This is a genomic window from Caballeronia humi (assembly GCF_001544475.1).
GTDB classification, from domain to species: domain Bacteria; phylum Pseudomonadota; class Gammaproteobacteria; order Burkholderiales; family Burkholderiaceae; genus Caballeronia; species Caballeronia humi.
On sequence record NZ_FCNW02000017.1, the window covers coordinates 22,383 to 40,319 of the forward strand.

At 63.8% G+C, this 17,937-nt stretch carries 16 protein-coding genes; 4 read left to right on the forward strand and 12 right to left on the reverse strand.

The window, feature by feature from the left end; translation table 11 throughout:
- The first annotated feature begins 11 nt into the window (after positions 1–11).
- Together AWB65_RS17025 and AWB65_RS17030 are read left to right on the forward strand one after the other, a co-directional pair.
- Positions 12–638: a DUF47 domain-containing protein gene (locus AWB65_RS17025; RefSeq protein WP_087657494.1), complete on the forward strand. Its 627-nt coding sequence runs from the start codon at positions 12–14 to the stop codon at positions 636–638.
- Between the two features lie 102 nt (positions 639–740).
- Positions 741–1,751: an inorganic phosphate transporter gene (locus AWB65_RS17030; protein ID WP_087668277.1), complete on the forward strand. Its 1,011-nt coding sequence runs from the start codon at positions 741–743 to the stop codon at positions 1,749–1,751.
- Positions 1,752–1,769: 18 nt separating this feature from the next.
- Here the strand turns inward: AWB65_RS17030 and AWB65_RS17035 are convergent, their stop codons facing one another.
- The 12 genes from AWB65_RS17035 to AWB65_RS17090 form a co-directional block, all read right to left on the reverse strand.
- A complete protein-coding gene (locus AWB65_RS17035) occupies positions 1,770–2,576 on the reverse strand; it encodes an SDR family oxidoreductase (protein ID WP_087668278.1) in 807 nt (268 codons plus the stop codon).
- Between the two features lie 63 nt (positions 2,577–2,639).
- The gene (locus AWB65_RS17040; RefSeq protein WP_087668279.1) at positions 2,640–3,974 is read right to left on the reverse strand and encodes an NlpC/P60 family protein; all 1,335 of its coding nucleotides are present in this window, start codon (positions 3,972–3,974) and stop codon (positions 2,640–2,642) included.
- Between the two features lie 173 nt (positions 3,975–4,147).
- Entirely contained in the window at positions 4,148–6,025 is a 1,878-nt protein-coding gene (locus AWB65_RS17045) for a PhoH family protein (RefSeq protein ID WP_235007654.1), read from the reverse strand.
- A 401-nt stretch (positions 6,026–6,426) separates the two neighbouring features.
- The gene (locus AWB65_RS17050; protein WP_087668280.1) at positions 6,427–6,888 is read right to left on the reverse strand and encodes a peroxiredoxin; all 462 of its coding nucleotides are present in this window, start codon (positions 6,886–6,888) and stop codon (positions 6,427–6,429) included.
- A 78-nt stretch (positions 6,889–6,966) separates the two neighbouring features.
- Positions 6,967–7,863, reverse strand: coding sequence for a polysaccharide deacetylase family protein (locus tag AWB65_RS17055; protein WP_087668281.1), 897 nt, complete (start codon positions 7,861–7,863; stop codon positions 6,967–6,969).
- A gap of 9 nt (positions 7,864–7,872) precedes the next feature.
- Positions 7,873–8,916, reverse strand: a complete 1,044-nt coding sequence (locus AWB65_RS17060; RefSeq protein WP_087668282.1) for a bifunctional UDP-4-keto-pentose/UDP-xylose synthase — start codon at positions 8,914–8,916, stop codon at positions 7,873–7,875.
- A complete protein-coding gene (locus AWB65_RS17065; protein ID WP_087668283.1) occupies positions 8,913–9,896 on the reverse strand; it encodes a formyltransferase in 984 nt (327 codons plus the stop codon). Before AWB65_RS17065 ends, AWB65_RS17060 begins: the two co-directional genes overlap by 4 nt.
- Complete coding sequence (locus tag AWB65_RS17070) at positions 9,893–10,930, reverse strand: glycosyltransferase (RefSeq protein WP_025527730.1); 1,038 nt, start codon at positions 10,928–10,930, stop codon at positions 9,893–9,895. The genes AWB65_RS17065 and AWB65_RS17070 overlap by 4 nt, the downstream gene beginning before the upstream one ends.
- 43 nt (positions 10,931–10,973) lie before the next feature.
- Positions 10,974–12,128 carry a DegT/DnrJ/EryC1/StrS family aminotransferase gene (locus tag AWB65_RS17075; protein ID WP_087668284.1) on the reverse strand — a complete coding sequence of 385 codons (1,155 nt, stop codon included), beginning with the start codon at positions 12,126–12,128 and terminating at the stop codon, positions 10,974–10,976.
- Positions 12,129–12,154: 26 nt separating this feature from the next.
- Complete coding sequence (locus tag AWB65_RS17080) at positions 12,155–12,526, reverse strand: SMR family transporter (RefSeq protein ID WP_087657502.1); 372 nt, start codon at positions 12,524–12,526, stop codon at positions 12,155–12,157.
- Positions 12,527–12,581: 55 nt separating this feature from the next.
- Positions 12,582–14,255: a glycosyltransferase family 39 protein gene (locus AWB65_RS17085; protein ID WP_087668285.1), complete on the reverse strand. Its 1,674-nt coding sequence runs from the start codon at positions 14,253–14,255 to the stop codon at positions 12,582–12,584.
- Between the two features lie 295 nt (positions 14,256–14,550).
- Entirely contained in the window at positions 14,551–14,925 is a 375-nt protein-coding gene (locus AWB65_RS17090) for an Mth938-like domain-containing protein (RefSeq protein WP_087668286.1), read from the reverse strand.
- Between the two features lie 419 nt (positions 14,926–15,344).
- On the opposite strand from AWB65_RS17090, the gene AWB65_RS17095 reads away from it, so the two are divergent.
- Positions 15,345–16,583, forward strand: coding sequence for a pyridoxal phosphate-dependent aminotransferase (locus AWB65_RS17095; protein ID WP_087668287.1), 1,239 nt, complete (start codon positions 15,345–15,347; stop codon positions 16,581–16,583).
- 23 nt (positions 16,584–16,606) lie between these two features.
- Entirely contained in the window at positions 16,607–17,929 is a 1,323-nt protein-coding gene (locus AWB65_RS17100) for a homoserine dehydrogenase (protein ID WP_087668288.1), read from the forward strand.
- Positions 17,930–17,937: the final 8 nt, after the last annotated feature.

The following is a 17,937-nucleotide window of genomic DNA, read 5'->3' on the forward strand; positions in this document are numbered from 1 at the left end:
TCGGGATTTTCATGTTCGGTCGATTCATGCCCACTGAGGGCAAATTCTTCGAAATTTTCAACGCGCATGCGAAGTGCATCGTGGATGCGAGCCGCGAGCTCGAACTGCTGATCGACAACCTCGACGACGCCGAAATTCACAAGCAGAACGTCCAGACCAACGAAAAGCGCGCGGACAAGCTCACGCACGAAACCATCGACCTGCTGCACAAGACGTTCATCACGCCGCTCGACCGCGACGAGATCCACAAGCTCATTACGACGATGGACGACATCCTCGACCTGATGGAAGACGTCGCCACCGCGATTTTCCTGTACGACGTGCGCCAGGTGACGTCCGAGGCGAGCCAGCTTGCGCACATCTGCACGGCGACGTCGATTCGCGTGCAGCAAGCCGTCGAATTGCTCGCCGACATGAAGCGCGCGAGCGAAATCCTGAAGATCTGCGAGGAAATCGACCGGCTGGAATCGGACGCGGACCGCGTGCTGCGCTCGGCGATGTCGAAACTCTTCCGCGAAGAAGACGACGTGAAGACGCTCATCAAGCTTAAGGCGATCTACGAACTGCTCGAAACGATCACCGACAAGTGCGAAGACGTGGCGAACATCATCGAAGGCATCGTGCTGGAAAACGCCTGAGGCATCAGGACCGGTAAGCGGCGTGACCGGCCGCGCGAGCAGCATTCCGCGCGGGGTCAGTCGTCCATTGCGTCAAAAAAACGGGTATAAAAACCACCACCGATGCATTCGATTCAACTCGCTCTCTGGGCCGTCGCCACGCTCGTTCTCGTCGCACTCGTGTTCGACTTCATGAACGGCTTCCATGACGCCGCCAATTCCATCGCGACGGTCGTCTCGACCGGCGTGCTCAAGCCGCAACAAGCGGTCGCATTTGCAGCCGCGTTCAACGTCATCGCGTATTTCATCTTCCATCTGAAGGTCGCGGCCACGGTCGGCAAGGGCACGATCGATCCGAATATCGTCGATCACTACGTGATCTTCGGCGCGCTCGTCGGGGCTATCGGCTGGAATATCGTCACCTGGCACTACGGCATTCCGTCGAGTTCGTCGCACGCCCTGATCGGCGGGCTGGTCGGCGCGGCGCTCGCGAAGTCGGGCTGGGGATCGCTCAATATGGACGGCCTGCTGAAGACCGTCGCGTTCATCTTCATCTCGCCGCTGCTCGGCTTCGTGCTCGGCTCGTTCTTCATGCTGCTCGTGTCGTGGATGTATTTCCGTACGCCGCCATCGCGAGTCGACCGGCGGTTCCGGCGCTTGCAGCTCGTGTCGGCAGGGCTTTATTCGCTCGGCCACGGTGGCAACGACGCGCAGAAAACCATTGGCATCATCTGGATGCTTTTGATCGGCACGGGCTATGTGTCGTCGATGGCCGAGGCGCCGCCCGTCTGGGTGATCGGCGGGTGCTACCTCTCGATGGGGCTCGGCACGCTCTTCGGCGGCTGGCGAATCGTCCGCACGATGGGACAGAAAATCACGAAACTCAAGCCCGTCGGTGGTTTTTGTGCCGAGACGGGCGGGGCGATCACGCTGTTCCTCGCGTCGATCCTCGGCATTCCGGTGTCGACCACGCACACGATTACGGGCGCGATCGTCGGCGTCGGCGCGACGCAGAAGTTCAGCGCGGTGCGCTGGGGCGTCGCGGGCAACATCGTGTGGGCGTGGATTCTGACGATTCCGGCGTCCGCCGCGCTCGCGGCCGCCGGCTGGTGGTTCGGCCACCGCTTCCTGTAGTTCTTGCTCCGGCGCCGGTCAGATGAGCGGCGCCGAGACGCCATCCATCGGGATGATCGCGCCCGACACATAACTCGCGCGGCGACTCGCCAGAAACAGCGCGACGTCGGCGATTTCCTCCGGTTTGGCATACCGCCCGAGCGGCACCTTCGACTGACTCGCCGCGAGCGCCTCGTCACGCGTGATGCCGTCTTTCTGCGCCTCAAGTTGCAGTGCTTCCTCGACGCGTTCGGTCAGCGTCGCGCCCGGATTGATCGCGTTGATGCGGATGCCGAGCTTTGCGTAGTGATGCGCGAGGCCGACCGTCGCGAGCATCAGCGCCGCGTTCGCCGCGCCGCCCGCGATGTGGATGTCGCTCGCGATTTTCCCGCCCATGCCGATGATGTTCACGATCGCGCCCGGTTGCGCGTCGGGATTCGCTCGCGCGCGCGCGGCCATCTGCTTTAGTACGACCTGCTGCGGGTAGATGTAGGAGAAGTATTTGGCGTCCATCGCGGCTTTGAACGCGGCGGCGTCGAGCGTATCGGGGTCGTAGCGCTTGGCCGAACCCGCGCTGTTGATCAGGATGTCGATGGGGCCGAGTGCGCCCGTCGCTTCCTCGACGATGTCCTCTGCGCTGTGCGCCTCGTGGAGGTCCGCGCGCGCGAGGTGCACGTGGTGTCCCGCGTTGGCGAGCTGCTCCCGGGCGCGGGCGAGATTGGCGGGATCGCGCGAAACGATCGCAATTTTCGCGCCTTCAGCCGCGAACGCGCGCGCGCACGCGAAACCGATTCCCTTGCTGCCGCCCGTTATCAGGACGACCTTGCCGGAGAGTCCCAGGTCCATGACGTTGCGCTCCTATCTAGGCGAGGTAATCGGAACACGATAGCAGAGACGCGGGGACGAAGGTTAGTTGCTGCCGTTGGCGAAGCGGGCGATGGGGTCGTCGGCGGGCGCGGAGGCGCGGATCACGTGTGGCGCCGGGTCCGGCGCGGCGGCGGGTTGCGCGGCGCGGGCTTGCTGGGCGGCGAGGCGCGCGGTAGGCGGCGGGGGTTCGAAGGCGTCGGCGGCGGCGGTGATGGGGTCGGGTGATTGCGCCTGCCGTTGAGCGGCAGTGAGCGTTGTGGGGAGTGTGGTTTGAGCGGACGCGGCTTGGCGCGACTGACGTTGTGCGGCTGCGAGCGCGGCAGGAGGCGGTTCGAATGGATCGGCGGAAGCTGCTCGCGGTTGTTGACGCGACGCAGCCGACGAGGCGGCTAGCCGCGACTGTCGTTGTGCGGCCGACAGCGACGATGGCGGCGGTTCGAATTGATCCGGCGTTTCAGAGGCGACGGCCGTTTGAGCGCGGATCGCAGCGGTTGCGCTAGTTTCTCGCGCGACGAGCGCCGAGGGAGCTTCGATTTGCGGCTGCGTCCGTGCGGGACCGGTCGCACCGGCGTCGCGCGACTGGCGCTGCGCTGCTGCCAGGGCCGACGGTGGCGGCTCGAATGGATCGGCGGCGGAAGCGTTTTGCGATGGCGTTCGCGCCGGAACCGCCGCACCCGCCGCGCGCGACGGCCGCTGCGCCGCGCCCGAAGCCGTAGTCGGCTCGACCGCATTCGCCGAGGTGGCGCTTTGTTCACGTATCTGCGCGGGACTCGCGCTCGCCAAAGGCGCCGCTCCCGACGACGCCTCATAAACCGGCCCATCGAACGGCGTCGGCGCGGACTTGGGAGGCGCGACGCGCCGAATGCCATCGAACCGCTTTGCCCAGTAAGGATTCGTCAGGTAATCGAGCCGCACGGTGCCGCCTGTCGAGGGCGCATTAACAAACCGCAGCTTTCCCACATAAATCCCGACGTGCGAATGCGGCCGCCCCGTCGTATTGAAAAAGATCAGATCTCCCGGCGCGACTCCATCGGGTTCGATCGATTCACCGCGGCTGCTCATATCAGCGGTCGTGCGCGGCAGATTCACCGACGCCGCCCGGTCGACCACATACCGCACGAGCCCGCTGCAATCGAAACCGGCGTCGGGCGTATTGCCGCCCCATCGATACGGCACGCCGACGAGCGCCATCGCCTGGATCGAAATCTCTTCGCGCCCGATGCTGTGATCGACGAAATTGGGGAAATCGGAGGGCGTCGCGAACGTGCGACTGGCGGTCGATGCGTTCCCCGCCGGCTTGCGCGACAGTTTCTGCGGCTCGCTGCCGCAAGCGGCGAGCAGCAGTGTCACAGCCAGCAGTAACCATAGTCGAAGCATTTCGGGACAAGCAGAGAAGGCAGGTCCGCCGATACTAGCCCGCCGCACGGGGCTGAGGCAAGTTTTCCTTATGTATTACTTGAACAAAGCGCGCTAAGTGTTGCTTCGGCTTCTCCAGAACGAAAAACGGCCCGGCGTTTGAAGCCGGGCCGCTAAAAATTGCCGCAAAAAACTTAAAGAATGTCCGATGCGTAATCCGCGAGACGCGAGCGTTCACCGCGCGCGAGCGTGACGTGACCGCTGTGCGTCCAGCCCTTGAAGCGATCGACGACGTACGTCAGCCCCGAACTGCCTTCGGTCAGATAAGGCGTGTCGATCTGCGCAATATTGCCGAGACAGATGATCTTCGTGCCCGGACCCGCGCGCGTGACGAGCGTTTTCATCTGCTTCGGTGTCAGATTCTGCGCTTCGTCGATGATCACGTATTTATCGACGAACGTCCGGCCGCGCATGAAGTTCATGCTCTTCACCTTCAGCCGCGATCGAATCAGCTCCTGCGTAGCGGCACGGCCCCATTCCCCGGCGGCATCGTCGGTTTTCTGGAGGACTTCGAGGTTGTCGTCGAATGCGCCCATCCACGGCTGCATCTTCTCTTCCTCGGTGCCCGGCAGGAACCCGATGTCCTCGCCGACCGGAACCGTCGCGCGCGTCACGATGATCTCGTTGTAGCGCTTGTCGTCGAGCACTTGCGCGAGGCCAGCGGCGAGCGCCATCAGCGTCTTGCCGGTGCCGGCCTGGCCGAGCAGCGTGACGAAATCGACTTCCGGATTCATCAGGAGGTTCAGCGCGAAATTCTGCTCGCGATTGCGTGCCGTGATGCCCCACACGTTGTTCTTGTGATGGCCGTAGTCGCGCAGCGTCTGCAAGAGCGCCGTCTTGCCGTTCAGCTCGCGCACGACCGCATGAAACGACGGCTCGCCGTTCTGCGGCTCGAGATAGACGAACTCGTTGACCAGCATCGATGCACAGAGAGGCCCGGTGACGCGGTAATACGTCGTGCCGGTCTTCGTGTCCTGCCAGCTTTCCATGCCCTTCGCGTGCTTGGTCCAGAAATCCTGGGGCAGCGCGCGCACGCCGGAATAGAGCAGGTCCTTGTCTTCGAGAACCTGGTCGTTGAAGTAATCCTCGGCGGGCAGGCCGAGCGCATGCGCCTTGATGCGCATGTTGATGTCCTTCGACACCAGCACGACCTGACGGTCCTGCCGCTCTTTCTGCAACGCGCGCACGACGCCGAGAATCTGGTTGTCCGCCTTGCCGACGGGCAGCCCTTCGACCGGCTCGATATGCGTGAGCGTCGTCTGGAAGTAGAGGCGGCCGAGCGCATCGCGATTGCCTTGCGACGCGAGTGGCAGCCCCGCCGACATCTCGCCGACGTGCGCGACGAGCGCATCGAGCGTGCGGCTCACCTGACGCGCGTTGCGGGCGACTTCGGACATGCCCTTCTTGTGGTTGTCGAGTTCCTCGAGCGTCATCATCGGCAGATAGACGTCGTGTTCCTCGAAGCGGAAGAGCGAGCTCGGATCATGCATCAGCACGTTGGTGTCGAGCACGAAGAGCTTGCGCATCTCGACTTCCGGCTGGCCGCGCTGGCGCCGCTTGTTTTGCGTGCGCTCAGGCGTCGCCGTCGATGCGGGCGCGGCGGCGGGCGCCGGTGCTTCGCCGCGTGCTTGTCTGGCGACGGGCGCGGCGCTCTCGCCATCGTCGACGTCCGGCGACGGCACTGGCTGCAAAAGCGCTGCCGTCTGTTTCGAGCGACGGCTGCGCGCGGCGGGTGCGGGAGCGTCGGCGGCTTCGGCGGCCAACGTGGAAGGCGACGCGGGCGCGCCCTTCGCGCGGGCGATCGTATCGCTTGCGACGGCGTGCAGCGCGCTCGCGGCATTCGCGGCGGGCCGCGCGCTGCCGACGGCGTTCACGGGTGCGCCGTACTCGGCGGCTTCGGGCTGGTCGTCTTCTGCCTGTTTCTTCGACTGTTTCGCAGGCCGGGCTTTGGCTTTGTATTCTTCAGACGGCAGGAGGTTGCCGAGCTTGGCGGGGGCGGTAGGCAAAGGCATGGTTTCCCTCGAAAGGAATCGGGTCGTATATCGTGCGCCGCCTGTCGCATCCTGCTTGCATTTCGTCCTGCTGAAACGGTAGTGCAGTTTGCGCCCGGCGGCGCGCTTCGTTGTCGAAAACGCCGGTTCGCCTAAGTTTCGATCGGCTCCTTGGAAGTTGCTTGAAACGGGGACGTCGCGCGCATTGCGCACGTTCCGTGGCTTTCACGCGACGCAAATAAAAAAGCCGCCGTCCCGACATGGGAATCAGCGGCTCGACATCGATTCGCAAGGCGCCTGACACTCGCCGTTTCCACGTAGCCCGGGTCCATGCCGACCGCACTGAAAGGCGCGTGGTGACTGGCTCTACGGCAGGAGGAATGGGGTGGACAGGCGCTCATTGCAAACCAATATAACCGTCCTCAAAGCGCTTGTACAGCGTCCACAATGGCTTCTACGTGGCCTGGCACCTTAACGCCGCGAAACTCCCGGCGCAGGACGCCGTCGGCATCGACGAGGAAGGTCGAGCGTTCGATTCCGCGCACTTCCTTGCCATACATTTTCTTCATTTTGATGACATCGAAGAGGGCGCAGATCGCTTCGTCGGCGTCCGATACCAGCGTGTACGGCAGTTCGAGCTTCGTCTTGAAGTTGTCGTGCGACTTCACGCTGTCGCGCGAGATGCCCACCACTTCGGCGCCCGCCGCCTGAAAGCGCTCGTACAGGTCGCGGAACTGCAGGCTTTCGGTCGTGCAGCCCGGCGTGTTGTCTTTCGGATAGAAAAAGAGGACGACCTTCTTGCCGCGCAGGCTGGAAAACGTGAATTCGCCGGCGGTGGAAGGCGCGGTGAAATCGGGGACGGGCTGGTCGACTGCAATCGGCACGAACGTTTCTCCTGTTGTCGTTGGATGCGTGGGAATGGGGAGCGATGCGGCACCGATGTGCCACCGCGACGGCCTGAATCAGCCCGGCTGGACGATCAGTTCGCCCGCGCGGCCCGGAATTCCGCCCCACGTGACAGGGTACGTGGGCAGCGTCGAGCGGTCCAGCACCGCATGATAGTCGCCCATCGTGGCGAAGCTGTGTCCCTGCGCGCGCCAGCCGGCCAGCAGTTGCTCGAAGACGGGCGCGAGTTTCTGCCCTTCGAGTTCCGCGTGCAGCGTGAACACCTGGTCGTGTGGGTTGTCCGCCGTGTGCCGCAGCAAATGGGCCGCGACGTTACCTACATCGACGCCATCGACGCCCAGCACTTCGTCGAGCGTCGGCAGCGTGGTCGGCATCTGGATGTGGTTGAGCGTGCGGCCGTCTAGCACGGGGATATACGGCGTGTGGCCGCGCCCGTCGGAGGCGTAGTGCATGCCCCAGGCGTCGATCTGTTCGAACGCGTAGCCGTTCATCTGCCAGCCGGCGGCGCCGTGCGTGACGGGCGGCGCCCCGAATATCTCGATGAACCGCGCGTGGCTCTGCTGCATCTGCGCGACGGTCCACGCGCGGTCGCGTTCGCGCACGTTGTCCTGCCAGTAGACGTGATCCCATGTGTGAATGCCGCATTCGAAGCCGGCTTCGTGGATCGCGCGCATCTCAGCGACGGCGTTGCGGCCGATATCCGGCCCCGGCAGCAGCACGCCGTACATCAGCGTCTTGACGCCGTAATGCTCGACCACCGACGTGCGTGACACCTTCTTCAGGAATCCGGGACGGAACACGCGACGCAGCGCCCAGCCGGTGTGATCCGGCCCGAGGCTGAACAGGAACGTGGCGCGGGCGCTGAACTTGTCGAGCAGGCGCGCAAGGTTGGGCACGCCTTCACGCGTGCCGCGCAATGTATCGACGTCGATCTTCAGGACGATGCGAGCCACGCGCTACCCTCAGCCTTCGACCAGCTTGCGCGCATCGCCGACATGGCCGCGATACGCCTCGAAGATCTTGCGTAGCGCGTCGTCCATCGACGCGAGCGGCTTCCAGCCGAGTTCCTGCATCGTGTTGTCGATCTTCGGGACGCGGTTCTGCACGTCCTGATAACCCGCGCCGTAGTACGCGCCCGACGAGGTCTCGACGAGCTGCACGTCTTTCGCGCTCGGCGCGTACTCGGGAAATTCATTCGCGAGCTTGAGCATCATGTGCGCGAGTTCCCGCACCGAGAAGTTGTTGCTCGGATTGCCGATGTTGTAGATCTTGCCGGTCGCGACGCCGTCCTTGTTCTCGATGATCTTCATCAACGCGCCGATGCCGTCGTCGATGTCGGTGAACGCGCGTTTTTGCGCGCCACCGTCGACCAGGCTGATGTTCTCGCCGCGCACGATGTGGCCGAGGAACTGTGTGACCACGCGCGAACTGCCTTCCTTCGCCGTGTAGATGGAGTCGAGGCCAGGGCCGATCCAGTTGAACGGGCGAAAGAGGGTGAAGTTCAGCCCCTCCATGCCGTAGCCCCAGATCACGCGGTCCATCAACTGCTTCGAGCACGCGTAGATCCAGCGCGGCTTGTTGATTGGGCCGTAGGAAAGCACCGACTCTTCAGGGTCGAACTGCTCGTCGGTGCACATGCCGTACACCTCGGACGTCGACGGAAACACCAGGTGCTTGCCGTACTTCACGGCCGAGCGGACGATCGGCAGGTTGGCCTCGAAGTCGAGCTCGAACACGCGCAGCGGCTGCTTCACATAGGTCGCGGGCGTGGCGATCGCAACGAGCGGCAGGATCACGTCGCACTTCTTCACGTGATACTCGACCCACTCCTTGTTGATCGTGATGTCGCCTTCGAAGAAGTGCATCCGCTCATGATTCGCGAGGTCGCCGAGGCGGTCGGTTTGCATGTCCATCCCGAAGACTTCCCAGTCGGTCGTTTCGAGGATGCGCTTGGACAGGTGATGGCCGATGAAGCCGTTGACACCCAGGATCAGGACTTTTTTCATGAATGGCGTGTGGATTGAGTGATTCGGGCGAATTCCGCGGGGCTGACGACACGTTCGACATGAAGCGGGTCCGCGCTCTTTGCGGCCGTGTGCCGCAGTTCGCTGATCGCGACGACGCGGCCGTCGCCGCAGACGCCGAACAGCGCATTATCCGCCACCGCAAGGCCCGCGGGCAAATTTGAGATGGTGCGCAACTGCTCGGCGGAGACCGACGGCGAGCCGCTTGCCGGCACGAGCCGCGCCCGCGCGACGATGAAACGCTCGCCGTTGAGATCGGTGAACGCGCCCGGATACGGCGGCGCGACCGCGCGGATCAGGTTGTAGACCTGCTGCGCCGGCTGCGTCCAGTCGATCCGGCCGTCGTCCGGCTTGCGACCGCCGAAATAGCTGCCAGCGGCGAGGTCGTTCGGCAGATGCGGCGCTTCGCCCGCGATCAAAGCGGGCAGCACGCGCCAGAGCGTCTGCTCGGCGGCGACGGTGGTTTTGTCGAAGACTTGGGCGGCGGTGTCGTCGGGGAGGATTGGGACGGGCGTCTGCGCGAGGATGGCGCCTGCGTCGGGCTTGGCGGCCATTTCGTGCAGTGTCGCGCCGGTTTCCGTCTCGCCGCGCAGCACGGCCCAGTTCGTCGGTACGCGTCCGCGGTATTTCGGCAGGAGCGAACCGTGCATGTTGTATGCGCCGCGTTTCGCGAGCGCGAGCAGGTCGACCGGCAGCATGTGCCGGTAATAGAACGAGAAAATGAAGTCCGGCGCGACGCGGTTCACCGTTTCGAAGACTTCAGGCGTTTTCGGATCGGCGGGCGTGATGACGTCGATGCCGTGTTCCGCCGCGACCGCCGCCACGCTGCCGAACCAGATGTTCTCGGTCGGGCTGTCCTCGTGCGTGACGACGAGCGCGACATCGACGCCGCGCGCGAGCAGCACCTGCAGGCAGCGCACGCCGACGTTGTGATACGCGAAGACGACCGCGCGCGGCTTCATCGGCCTTGTTCCTCGCGCTGCACGACGCCGATCGTCTGCACGGCTTCCTGACGCGGTTTGTGAACCGACGTATGGCCGTCGCGCTGTTCGAGGATCGTCTGCACGAGATAGCGCGGACGCGCGCGCACTTGCTGATAGATGCGGCCGATGTATTCGCCGAGCAGTCCGAGCGCGAAGATGATCACGCCGAGCATGAAGAACGTAATGGCGAACAGCGTGAACACACCCTGAACTTCCGCGCCGAACATGAAGCGGCGGATCAGGAGCAGCAGGAAGAGCGCCGCCGAACCGGTAGAAAGAATCACGCCGATGAACGACAGCCATTGCAACGGCACGACCGAAAAGCCGGTGACGAGGTCGAAATTCAGGCGGATCAGACTGTAGAGCGAATACTTCGACTCGCCCGCGAAACGCTCTTCGTGCGCGACATCGACTTCGATCGGGTTCTGCGCGAACGTGTACGCGAGCGCCGGAATGAACGTGTTGATTTCGCCGCAGCGGTTGATCGTGTCGATGATGTGGCGGCTGTACGCGCGGAGCATGCAGCCCTGGTCGGTCATCTTGATCTTCGTGATGCGCTCGCGCAGCCGGTTCATCAGCCGCGACGCCTTCTTGCGCCACAGGCTGTCCTGACGTTGCTGGCGGATCGTGCCGACGTAGTCGTAGCCTTCGCGCATCTTCGTGACGAGCTTGTTGATTTCCTCCGGCGGATTCTGCAAGTCGGCGTCGAGCGTGATGACGATCTCGCCGCGCGACTGCTCGAAGCCCGCGAGAATCGCCATGTGCTGTCCGTAATTGCCGTTGAGCAGGATCACGCGCGTCGTGTCGGGGCGCACGTGGAACTGCTGCGCGAGGAGCGCCGCCGACTTGTCGCGGCTGCCGTCGTTGATGAAGATGACTTCATACGACGTGGCGAGGGCGTCGAGCGCCGGGTAAAGGCGCTCGAAAAGCGCGGCCAGGCCGGCTTCCTCGTTGTACACCGGGATGACGATCGAGACTTCGGGCGTCGCCGGCAGAAAATCCGTATGACTCATGTTGCGCTGGGTTTCCGTGGGGTTAGGTGCCGCCATGTCGCTGTCAATGCGTGCCATGCTGCTCGCAGATTTCGTCGACCGCACGCACGACGCGCGTGACGTCGTCGTGGCTCATCAGCGTGAAGAGCGGCAGCGTGACCGTCGATGCGCCGAGTTTCTCCGCGTGCGGGAACATGCCTTCGCGGAACCCGCGCGCGCGATACAGCGTAAACAGGTGCAATGCAGGATAGTGCACGCCCGAGCCGATGCCGCGTTCCTTCAGTTGCGCCATGAATTCTGCGCGCGTGAGGTTCAGCCGGTCGAGCGGCAGCGCGATCTGGAACATGTGCCAGTTGCTGTCGGTGAAATTCTGCACCGGAAACTGCACGCCGAGTTCCGCCGCCGCGCCGCCCGCGAACGCTTCGAAGTACGCGCGCGCGAGTTGCCGGCGCTTGTCCGTGAAGCGTTCGACGTGCTTCAGTTGCCCGAGCCCGACGCGCGCCGCGACGTCCGTCAGGTTGTACTTGCCGCCGAGCAAGTCGCAGTCCATGCCGTCGAAGCCGGTGCGCGTGATGCCCTGCAGCCGGTATTTCTGCGCGGTGAGCGCTTCCTCTTCGTTGTTCAGCACGAGCGCGCCGCCTTCGATCGACGTCACGTTCTTGTTCGCGTGGAAGCTGAACGAAACGATGTCGCCGAACGAGCCGATCCGCTTGCCGCGCCAGGTCGCACCGAACGCCTGCGCGGCGTCCTCGATCACGCGCAGCTTGTGCTCGCGCGCGATCGCGTAGAGCCGGTCCATGTCGACGGGCAGGCCCGACAGGTACACCGGCATGATCGCCTTAGTGCGCGGCGTGATCGCCTTTTCCAGCAGGTCGAGGTCGATGTTGCGCGTAGCCGGGTCGATGTCGGCGAAAACCGGTGTCGCGCCCACTTCGAGGATCACGTTGCTGGTCGAGACCCAGGTCATCGGCGTGGTGATGACTTCATCGCCCGCGCCGACGCCCGCGATCCGCAGGCCGATTTCCATCGTCGCCGTGCCGGAGTTGAACGAGCGCACGGGCCGTCCGCCGCAATACGCCGACAATTCGGCTTCGAACTGCTGATTCTGCGGGCCGGTCGTGATCCAGCCCGAGCGCAGGACGTCGACGACGCCCTGGATCGTCTCTTCGTCGATCTCGGCGCGCACGAACGGCAGAAAGGGCAGCGATGTCTGATTCATGGACTTTTCTGCAAAAAATGAAGGAGTTAGCCACGCGCCAAAACGGCGACGCCGATGAGGATGATGCCGATGCCGATCAGGCGCTGCATCGACATCACCTCGCCGAACAAATACCACGCCGCGAAGGCGTTGACGACGTAGCCGAGCGAGAGCATCGGATAGGCGATCGATACGTCCACCCGCGACAGTCCCAGGATCCACACCGCGACGCTGAACACGTAGCACGTGAGCCCGCCGATGATCGGCCACTGCGTCGCGATCTTGAGTCCGACCGGCACGATGTTCTCGCGGCTGAATTCGAAGTGCCCGACGGCGTTCACGCCTGCTTTGAGCAGCAACTGCGCACAGGCGTTCAACAATACGCCGATGACGATGCAAAGGAAGGATATCGGGTTCATTACGGACGTTTAAAGGCCTCGGGTTGCGGATTCACTGAACGGTCGTGCCGATTTTTCAGGGCTGCGGCTTCTGGACGATCACGCGCCGGTCGTCCCGCGCGATCACTTGCATCGGCACGTGGCGCGCAAGGAGTTCGTCGTAGCGGCCCGGCGGCATCAGCGCGAGGGCGTAGCGGTCGGCGTCCCAGCGCTTCACCCATTCGTCGATGGTCGGTACCCACTTTTGCGGTTCGGTTTCGACGCCGAAGCGTAGTTCGTCGGCTTCCTGGACCATGATCATCGTGTGTCCCAGATAAAACGGGACGGTGTGATCGAGCTTGGCGATCGAGTAGAACGGCGCGTCGGCCGGCATTTTCGCCATCGCAGCCTTGACCGCCGGCACGAGTTTCACGCCCGAGCTTTCGCGGCCAAATACGTCGTGGCCGGTGCCCGCGATCGTGCCGAGCAGGAGCCATGCCGTACCGAGCGCGACCGCCGCGGCGATCGTCCCGCGCCGGTTCAACCAGACCGCGACGAGCGTCACGACGAACGCCACGGCGAGGCCCGCGTAGACCCAGACCTGGAACTCGCGATAGAGCGCGTTCGGTGTGTGTCCGCTGCCCGCGCGGCTCAGGAAAATCGCGCCGAACGCGGCGGCGATCAGAAACACCGCATAGCCGACCAGATGCCGATGCCACTGCGCGCGCGTCATGAGCGGCAAATAGATGCCGATCACGAGCGCGATGGCGGGGGCGATCGGCAGGGTGTAGGAAAGCAGCTTCGAATGCGACGCGCTGAAGAACAGGAAGATGAACACCGTCCAGACGAACAACAGCGTGACTGGCGCGAATCCGTTGGGCTGGCGCGGCACTTTCAGCGCGTGACGCACGCTCTGAAAGGTAATCGACAGCCACGGCAGAAAACCGACGATCAGCACCGGCACGAAGTAATAGAACGCTCCGGGGCGGTTCTGCTCGGGCGTCAGGTAGCGCTTGAACTGCTGGACGATGAAGAAGAAATTGAAAAATTCGGGATTCTTCATCTGCACGAGGATGAACCACGGCGCCGCGACGATCAAAAACACAATCAGCCCGCTGCCGATGTAGAGCCGCTTCCAGAGCGCCCAGTCGCGCGTAATAAGCGTGTAGAGCACGAGCACCGCGCCCGGCAAAATGATGCCGACCAGCCCCTTTGACAGCAGCGCCGCCGCCATCCCCGCCCAGCAGAGCCACATCCAGAGCCGCACTTCGCGCGTTGGCAGGTTGGGGCGCTGCGCGAGGAGCAATGCGCAGAGCGTGAGCTCCATCCAGAACGACAGGCCCATGTCGAGCGCGTTGAAGTGGCCCATCAGGTTCCAGTACGGCGCGCTCGCGAGCACGACCGCCGCGCAAAAGCCCGTCACGCCGTTGAAAACGCGCGCGCCGGTGTAGCCGATCAGCAGCACGCCTGCGAATCCGGTCAGCGCTGTATACAAGCGCGCCTGCCAGTCGCCGATGCCAAACCACGCGAACGTCAGCGCGTTCGCCCAGGTCTGGAGCGGCGGCTTCTCGAAATACTTGTAGCCGTTGTAGCGTGGCGTGATCCAGTCGCCCGTGACGAACATCTCGCGCGCCATTTCGGCGTAGCGGCCCTCGTCGCTCGGCACCAGATGGCGCAGCCCAAGCGGCGCGAACCAGATCACAGCGAGCGCGAGAATGAGCAGAAGCAGCGATAGGCGGGTGAGCGGTAGCCGCGAAGGCGTATCGTTCATGAGATTCGACCTGTCCGATGCCGCATCGCGCGGCGCTTAGAAAAACAAAAAAGGGCTCGATTATCGCGTGCCGAAGCTTAAGGAACGCTTACGCGGCGCGCGTCGATGCGGCACGGCGTACGAGAGACGCCGAAATCCGGTCGTAAGCTTCGTGTCTTAAAAGCCGCGATGGTTCACCGTCGGCACGCGCGGAAGCCCTAGTCGCGAACGACGGCCGCGAGTTTACCGCACTACGGCCCCGTTTCTAGCCGTCCGTGCGAGAAAGGCGGATCACGCCGTGCGCCCGGAAATCCGCTCAGGATTCGATCAGCAGCGCCGCCGCGACGCGTCGGCCTTCGGACATCAGGATGTTGTAAGTGCGGCAGGCGGCGCCGAAGTCCATCGTCTCGATTCCGATGCGGTGCTTCGCGAGTGCCGCCGTCAGCCGCGGATGCGGAAAGCGCAGGCGCGAGCCGCTGCCGAAGATCACCACTTCCGGCGCGCCGGCGACGAGTGCCTCGAAATGCTCGGGCGCGAGCGCTTCGAACGAAGCCACGGGCCAGTCGATCACGGCGGCTTCCGGCATCACGATGATGCTGCCTTCGTGCCGCTGCAGGTTGATCGCGACGTAACCGTCGCCGTAGCTCGTGATTGTGTTCAGCGCGCCGCTGGATTCCTGGTGAAGTTTCAAATCGATGATTCCGGCAGACGAGGATTGGCGGGAAAGTGGGACGCTCGTTCGCGCAGCGTGGGCCGATCGTTTTAAACGCGACGGTCGGCCGCTTCGATTGGTGCATTGCGGAAACGGGTCATAATCCGCTAAATTATAACTTTCCAGCCGGCGAGACTGCTCGACCGGCCTCCATTGCACTCGCCGCGCCGCCACAAGCCGCCATCCCTGTGCAATCCGGTCCGCAACGCCTGCCTCCATCACCGGCGGGCCTCCGATCTGGCGTTCGCCACCCGTCGAGCGACGCCGACCGCCAATCGCCGTCATCGAAGCCGCATCGAGGCGCGTGGCATCGCTTAAAATTGTCCGCGACGCCGCCGTATCGCCCGCCGTCGCTACAACGCCGATCCAGTCCGCTTGATTACCCTGAGCAGCCAGCCGTGAAACCGATTCTCAAATCCAACAAGTTGCAAAACGTCTGTTACGACATCCGCGGGCCGGTGCTCGAACACGCGAAGCGCCTCGAAGAGGAAGGCCACCGGATCATCAAGCTGAACATCGGCAACCTGGCCGCGTTCGGCTTCGATGCGCCCGACGAAATCATCCAGGACATGATCCGCAACCTGCCGGCGTCGTCGGGGTATTCGGATTCGAAGGGCGTGTTCGCCGCGCGCAAGGCGATCATGCATTACACGCAGCAAAAGGGCGTCGCGGGCGTCGAACTGGACGATATCTTCATCGGCAACGGTGCGTCCGAGCTGATCGTGATGGCGATGCAGGCGCTCCTCAACGACGGCGACGAAGTCCTGCTGCCCGCGCCCGATTACCCGCTGTGGACGGCTGCCGTGAGTCTTTCATCGGGCACGCCGCGCCATTACATCTGCGACGAAGGCGCCGGCTGGCTGCCCGATCTCGACGACATTCGCGCGAAGATCACGCCGAACACGCGGGCGCTCGTCGTCATCAACCCAAACAATCCGACCGGCGCGCTGTATCCGGACGCGCTGCTGCTGGAACTGGTCGATCTCGCGCGCGAGCACGGTCTGATCATCTTCGCCGACGAGGTCTACGACAAGATCGTCTACGACGGCAAGACGCACACGTCGATGGCCGCGCTCTCGGAAGACGTGCTGACGGTCACGTTCAACAGCCTCTCGAAGAGCTACCGTTCGTGCGGCTATCGCGCGGGCTGGATGTTCATCTCGGGCCTGATCGAAGAGAACCGCCGCCGCGCGAACGACTACATCGAAGGGCTCGGCATTCTCGCGTCGATGCGCCTGTGCGCGAACGTGCCCGGCCAGTACGCGATCCAGACGGCGCTCGGCGGCTACCAGAGCATCAACGACCTGATCGTGCCGGGCGGGCGCCTCTACAAGCAGCGCGAACTCGCGTACGACATGCTGACCGCCATTCCGGGCGTATCCTGTGTGAAGCCGCAGGCCGCGCTCTACATGTTCCCGAAACTCGACCCGAAGATGTACCCGATCGAGGACGACCAACAGTTCATCACCGACCTGCTGCTCGAAGAACGCACGCTGCTCGTGCAGGGCACGGGTTTCAACTGGCCGACGACGGATCACTTCCGCGTCGTGTTCCTGCCGAACGTCGACGATCTCGCCGATTCAATTCACCGCATCGCGCGCTTTCTAGACGGTTACCGCAAACGCCACTCCGCTTAACCCTTCTATAAGAAATACGCTGCATGGAACCGATCAAAGTTGGACTCTTGGGCTTCGGCACGGTCGGCAGTGGCACCTTCACGGTACTGCGCCGCAACCAGGAAGAAATCAAACGCCGCGCGGGCCGCGGCATCGAAATCGCGCGGGTCGCCGTGCGCACGCCGTCGAAGGCCGAGGCCGCGAAGGGCGCCGGCATCGCGGTGACGGATGACTTCAACGCCGTCGTCGACGATCCCGCCATCGACATCGTCTGCGAGATGATCGGCGGCATGGGCCTCGCGCGCGAGCTCGTGCTGCGCGCGATCGCGAACGGCAAGCACGTCGTCACGGCCAACAAGGCGCTGCTGGCGGTTCACGGCAGCGAGATTTTCGAAGCGGCGCGCGCGCAAGGCGTGATGGTCGCATTCGAGGCGGCGGTCGCGGGCGGCATCCCGATCATCAAGGCGCTTCGCGAAGGGCTGACGGCGAACCGCATCGAGTACATTGCGGGCATCATCAACGGCACGACCAACTACATCCTCTCGGAAATGCGCGACCGCGGCCTCGACTTCGCGACCGCGCTGAAAGCCGCGCAGGAACTGGGCTACGCCGAAGCCGATCCGACCTTCGACATCGAAGGCGTCGATGCCGCGCACAAGGTCACGATCATGAGCGCGATCGCGTTCGGCGTGCCGGTGCAGTTCGAGCGCGCGTACGTGGAAGGCATCAGCAAGCTCGCGGCGATCGATATCCGCTACGCCGAGGAACTCGGCTACCGCATCAAGCTGCTCGGCATCGCGCGGCGCACGGAGAAGGGCATCGAATTGCGCACGCATCCGACGCTGATTCCGGGCAAGCGCCTGCTCGCGAACGTCGAGGGCGCGATGAACGCGGTCGTGGTGCACGGCGACGCGGTCGGCACGACGCTCTACTACGGCAAGGGCGCGGGCGCGGAGCCGACGGCATCGGCCGTGGTTGCCGATCTCGTCGACGTGACGCGCCTGCATACGGCCGATCCGGAGCATCGCGTGCCGCACCTCGCGTTCCAGCCGGACAGCCTTTCGAACACGCCGATCCTGCCGATCGAAGAGATCACGAGCGGCTACTACCTGCGTCTGCGTGTCGCCGACGTGACGGGCGTGCTCGCCAACATCACGCGCATTCTCGCGGACAAGGCCATCTCCATCGACGCGCTGCTGCAGAAGGAATCGGAGCAGGTCGACGGCGCGCAGAAGGGCGAAACCGACATCATCCTGATCACGCACGCGACGCTCGAAAAAAACGCGAATGCGGCGATCGCGGAGATCGAGGCGCTCTCGACGGTCGTGTCGAAGGTGACGAAGCTGCGCATGGAAGCGCTGAACTAGGATTCGAG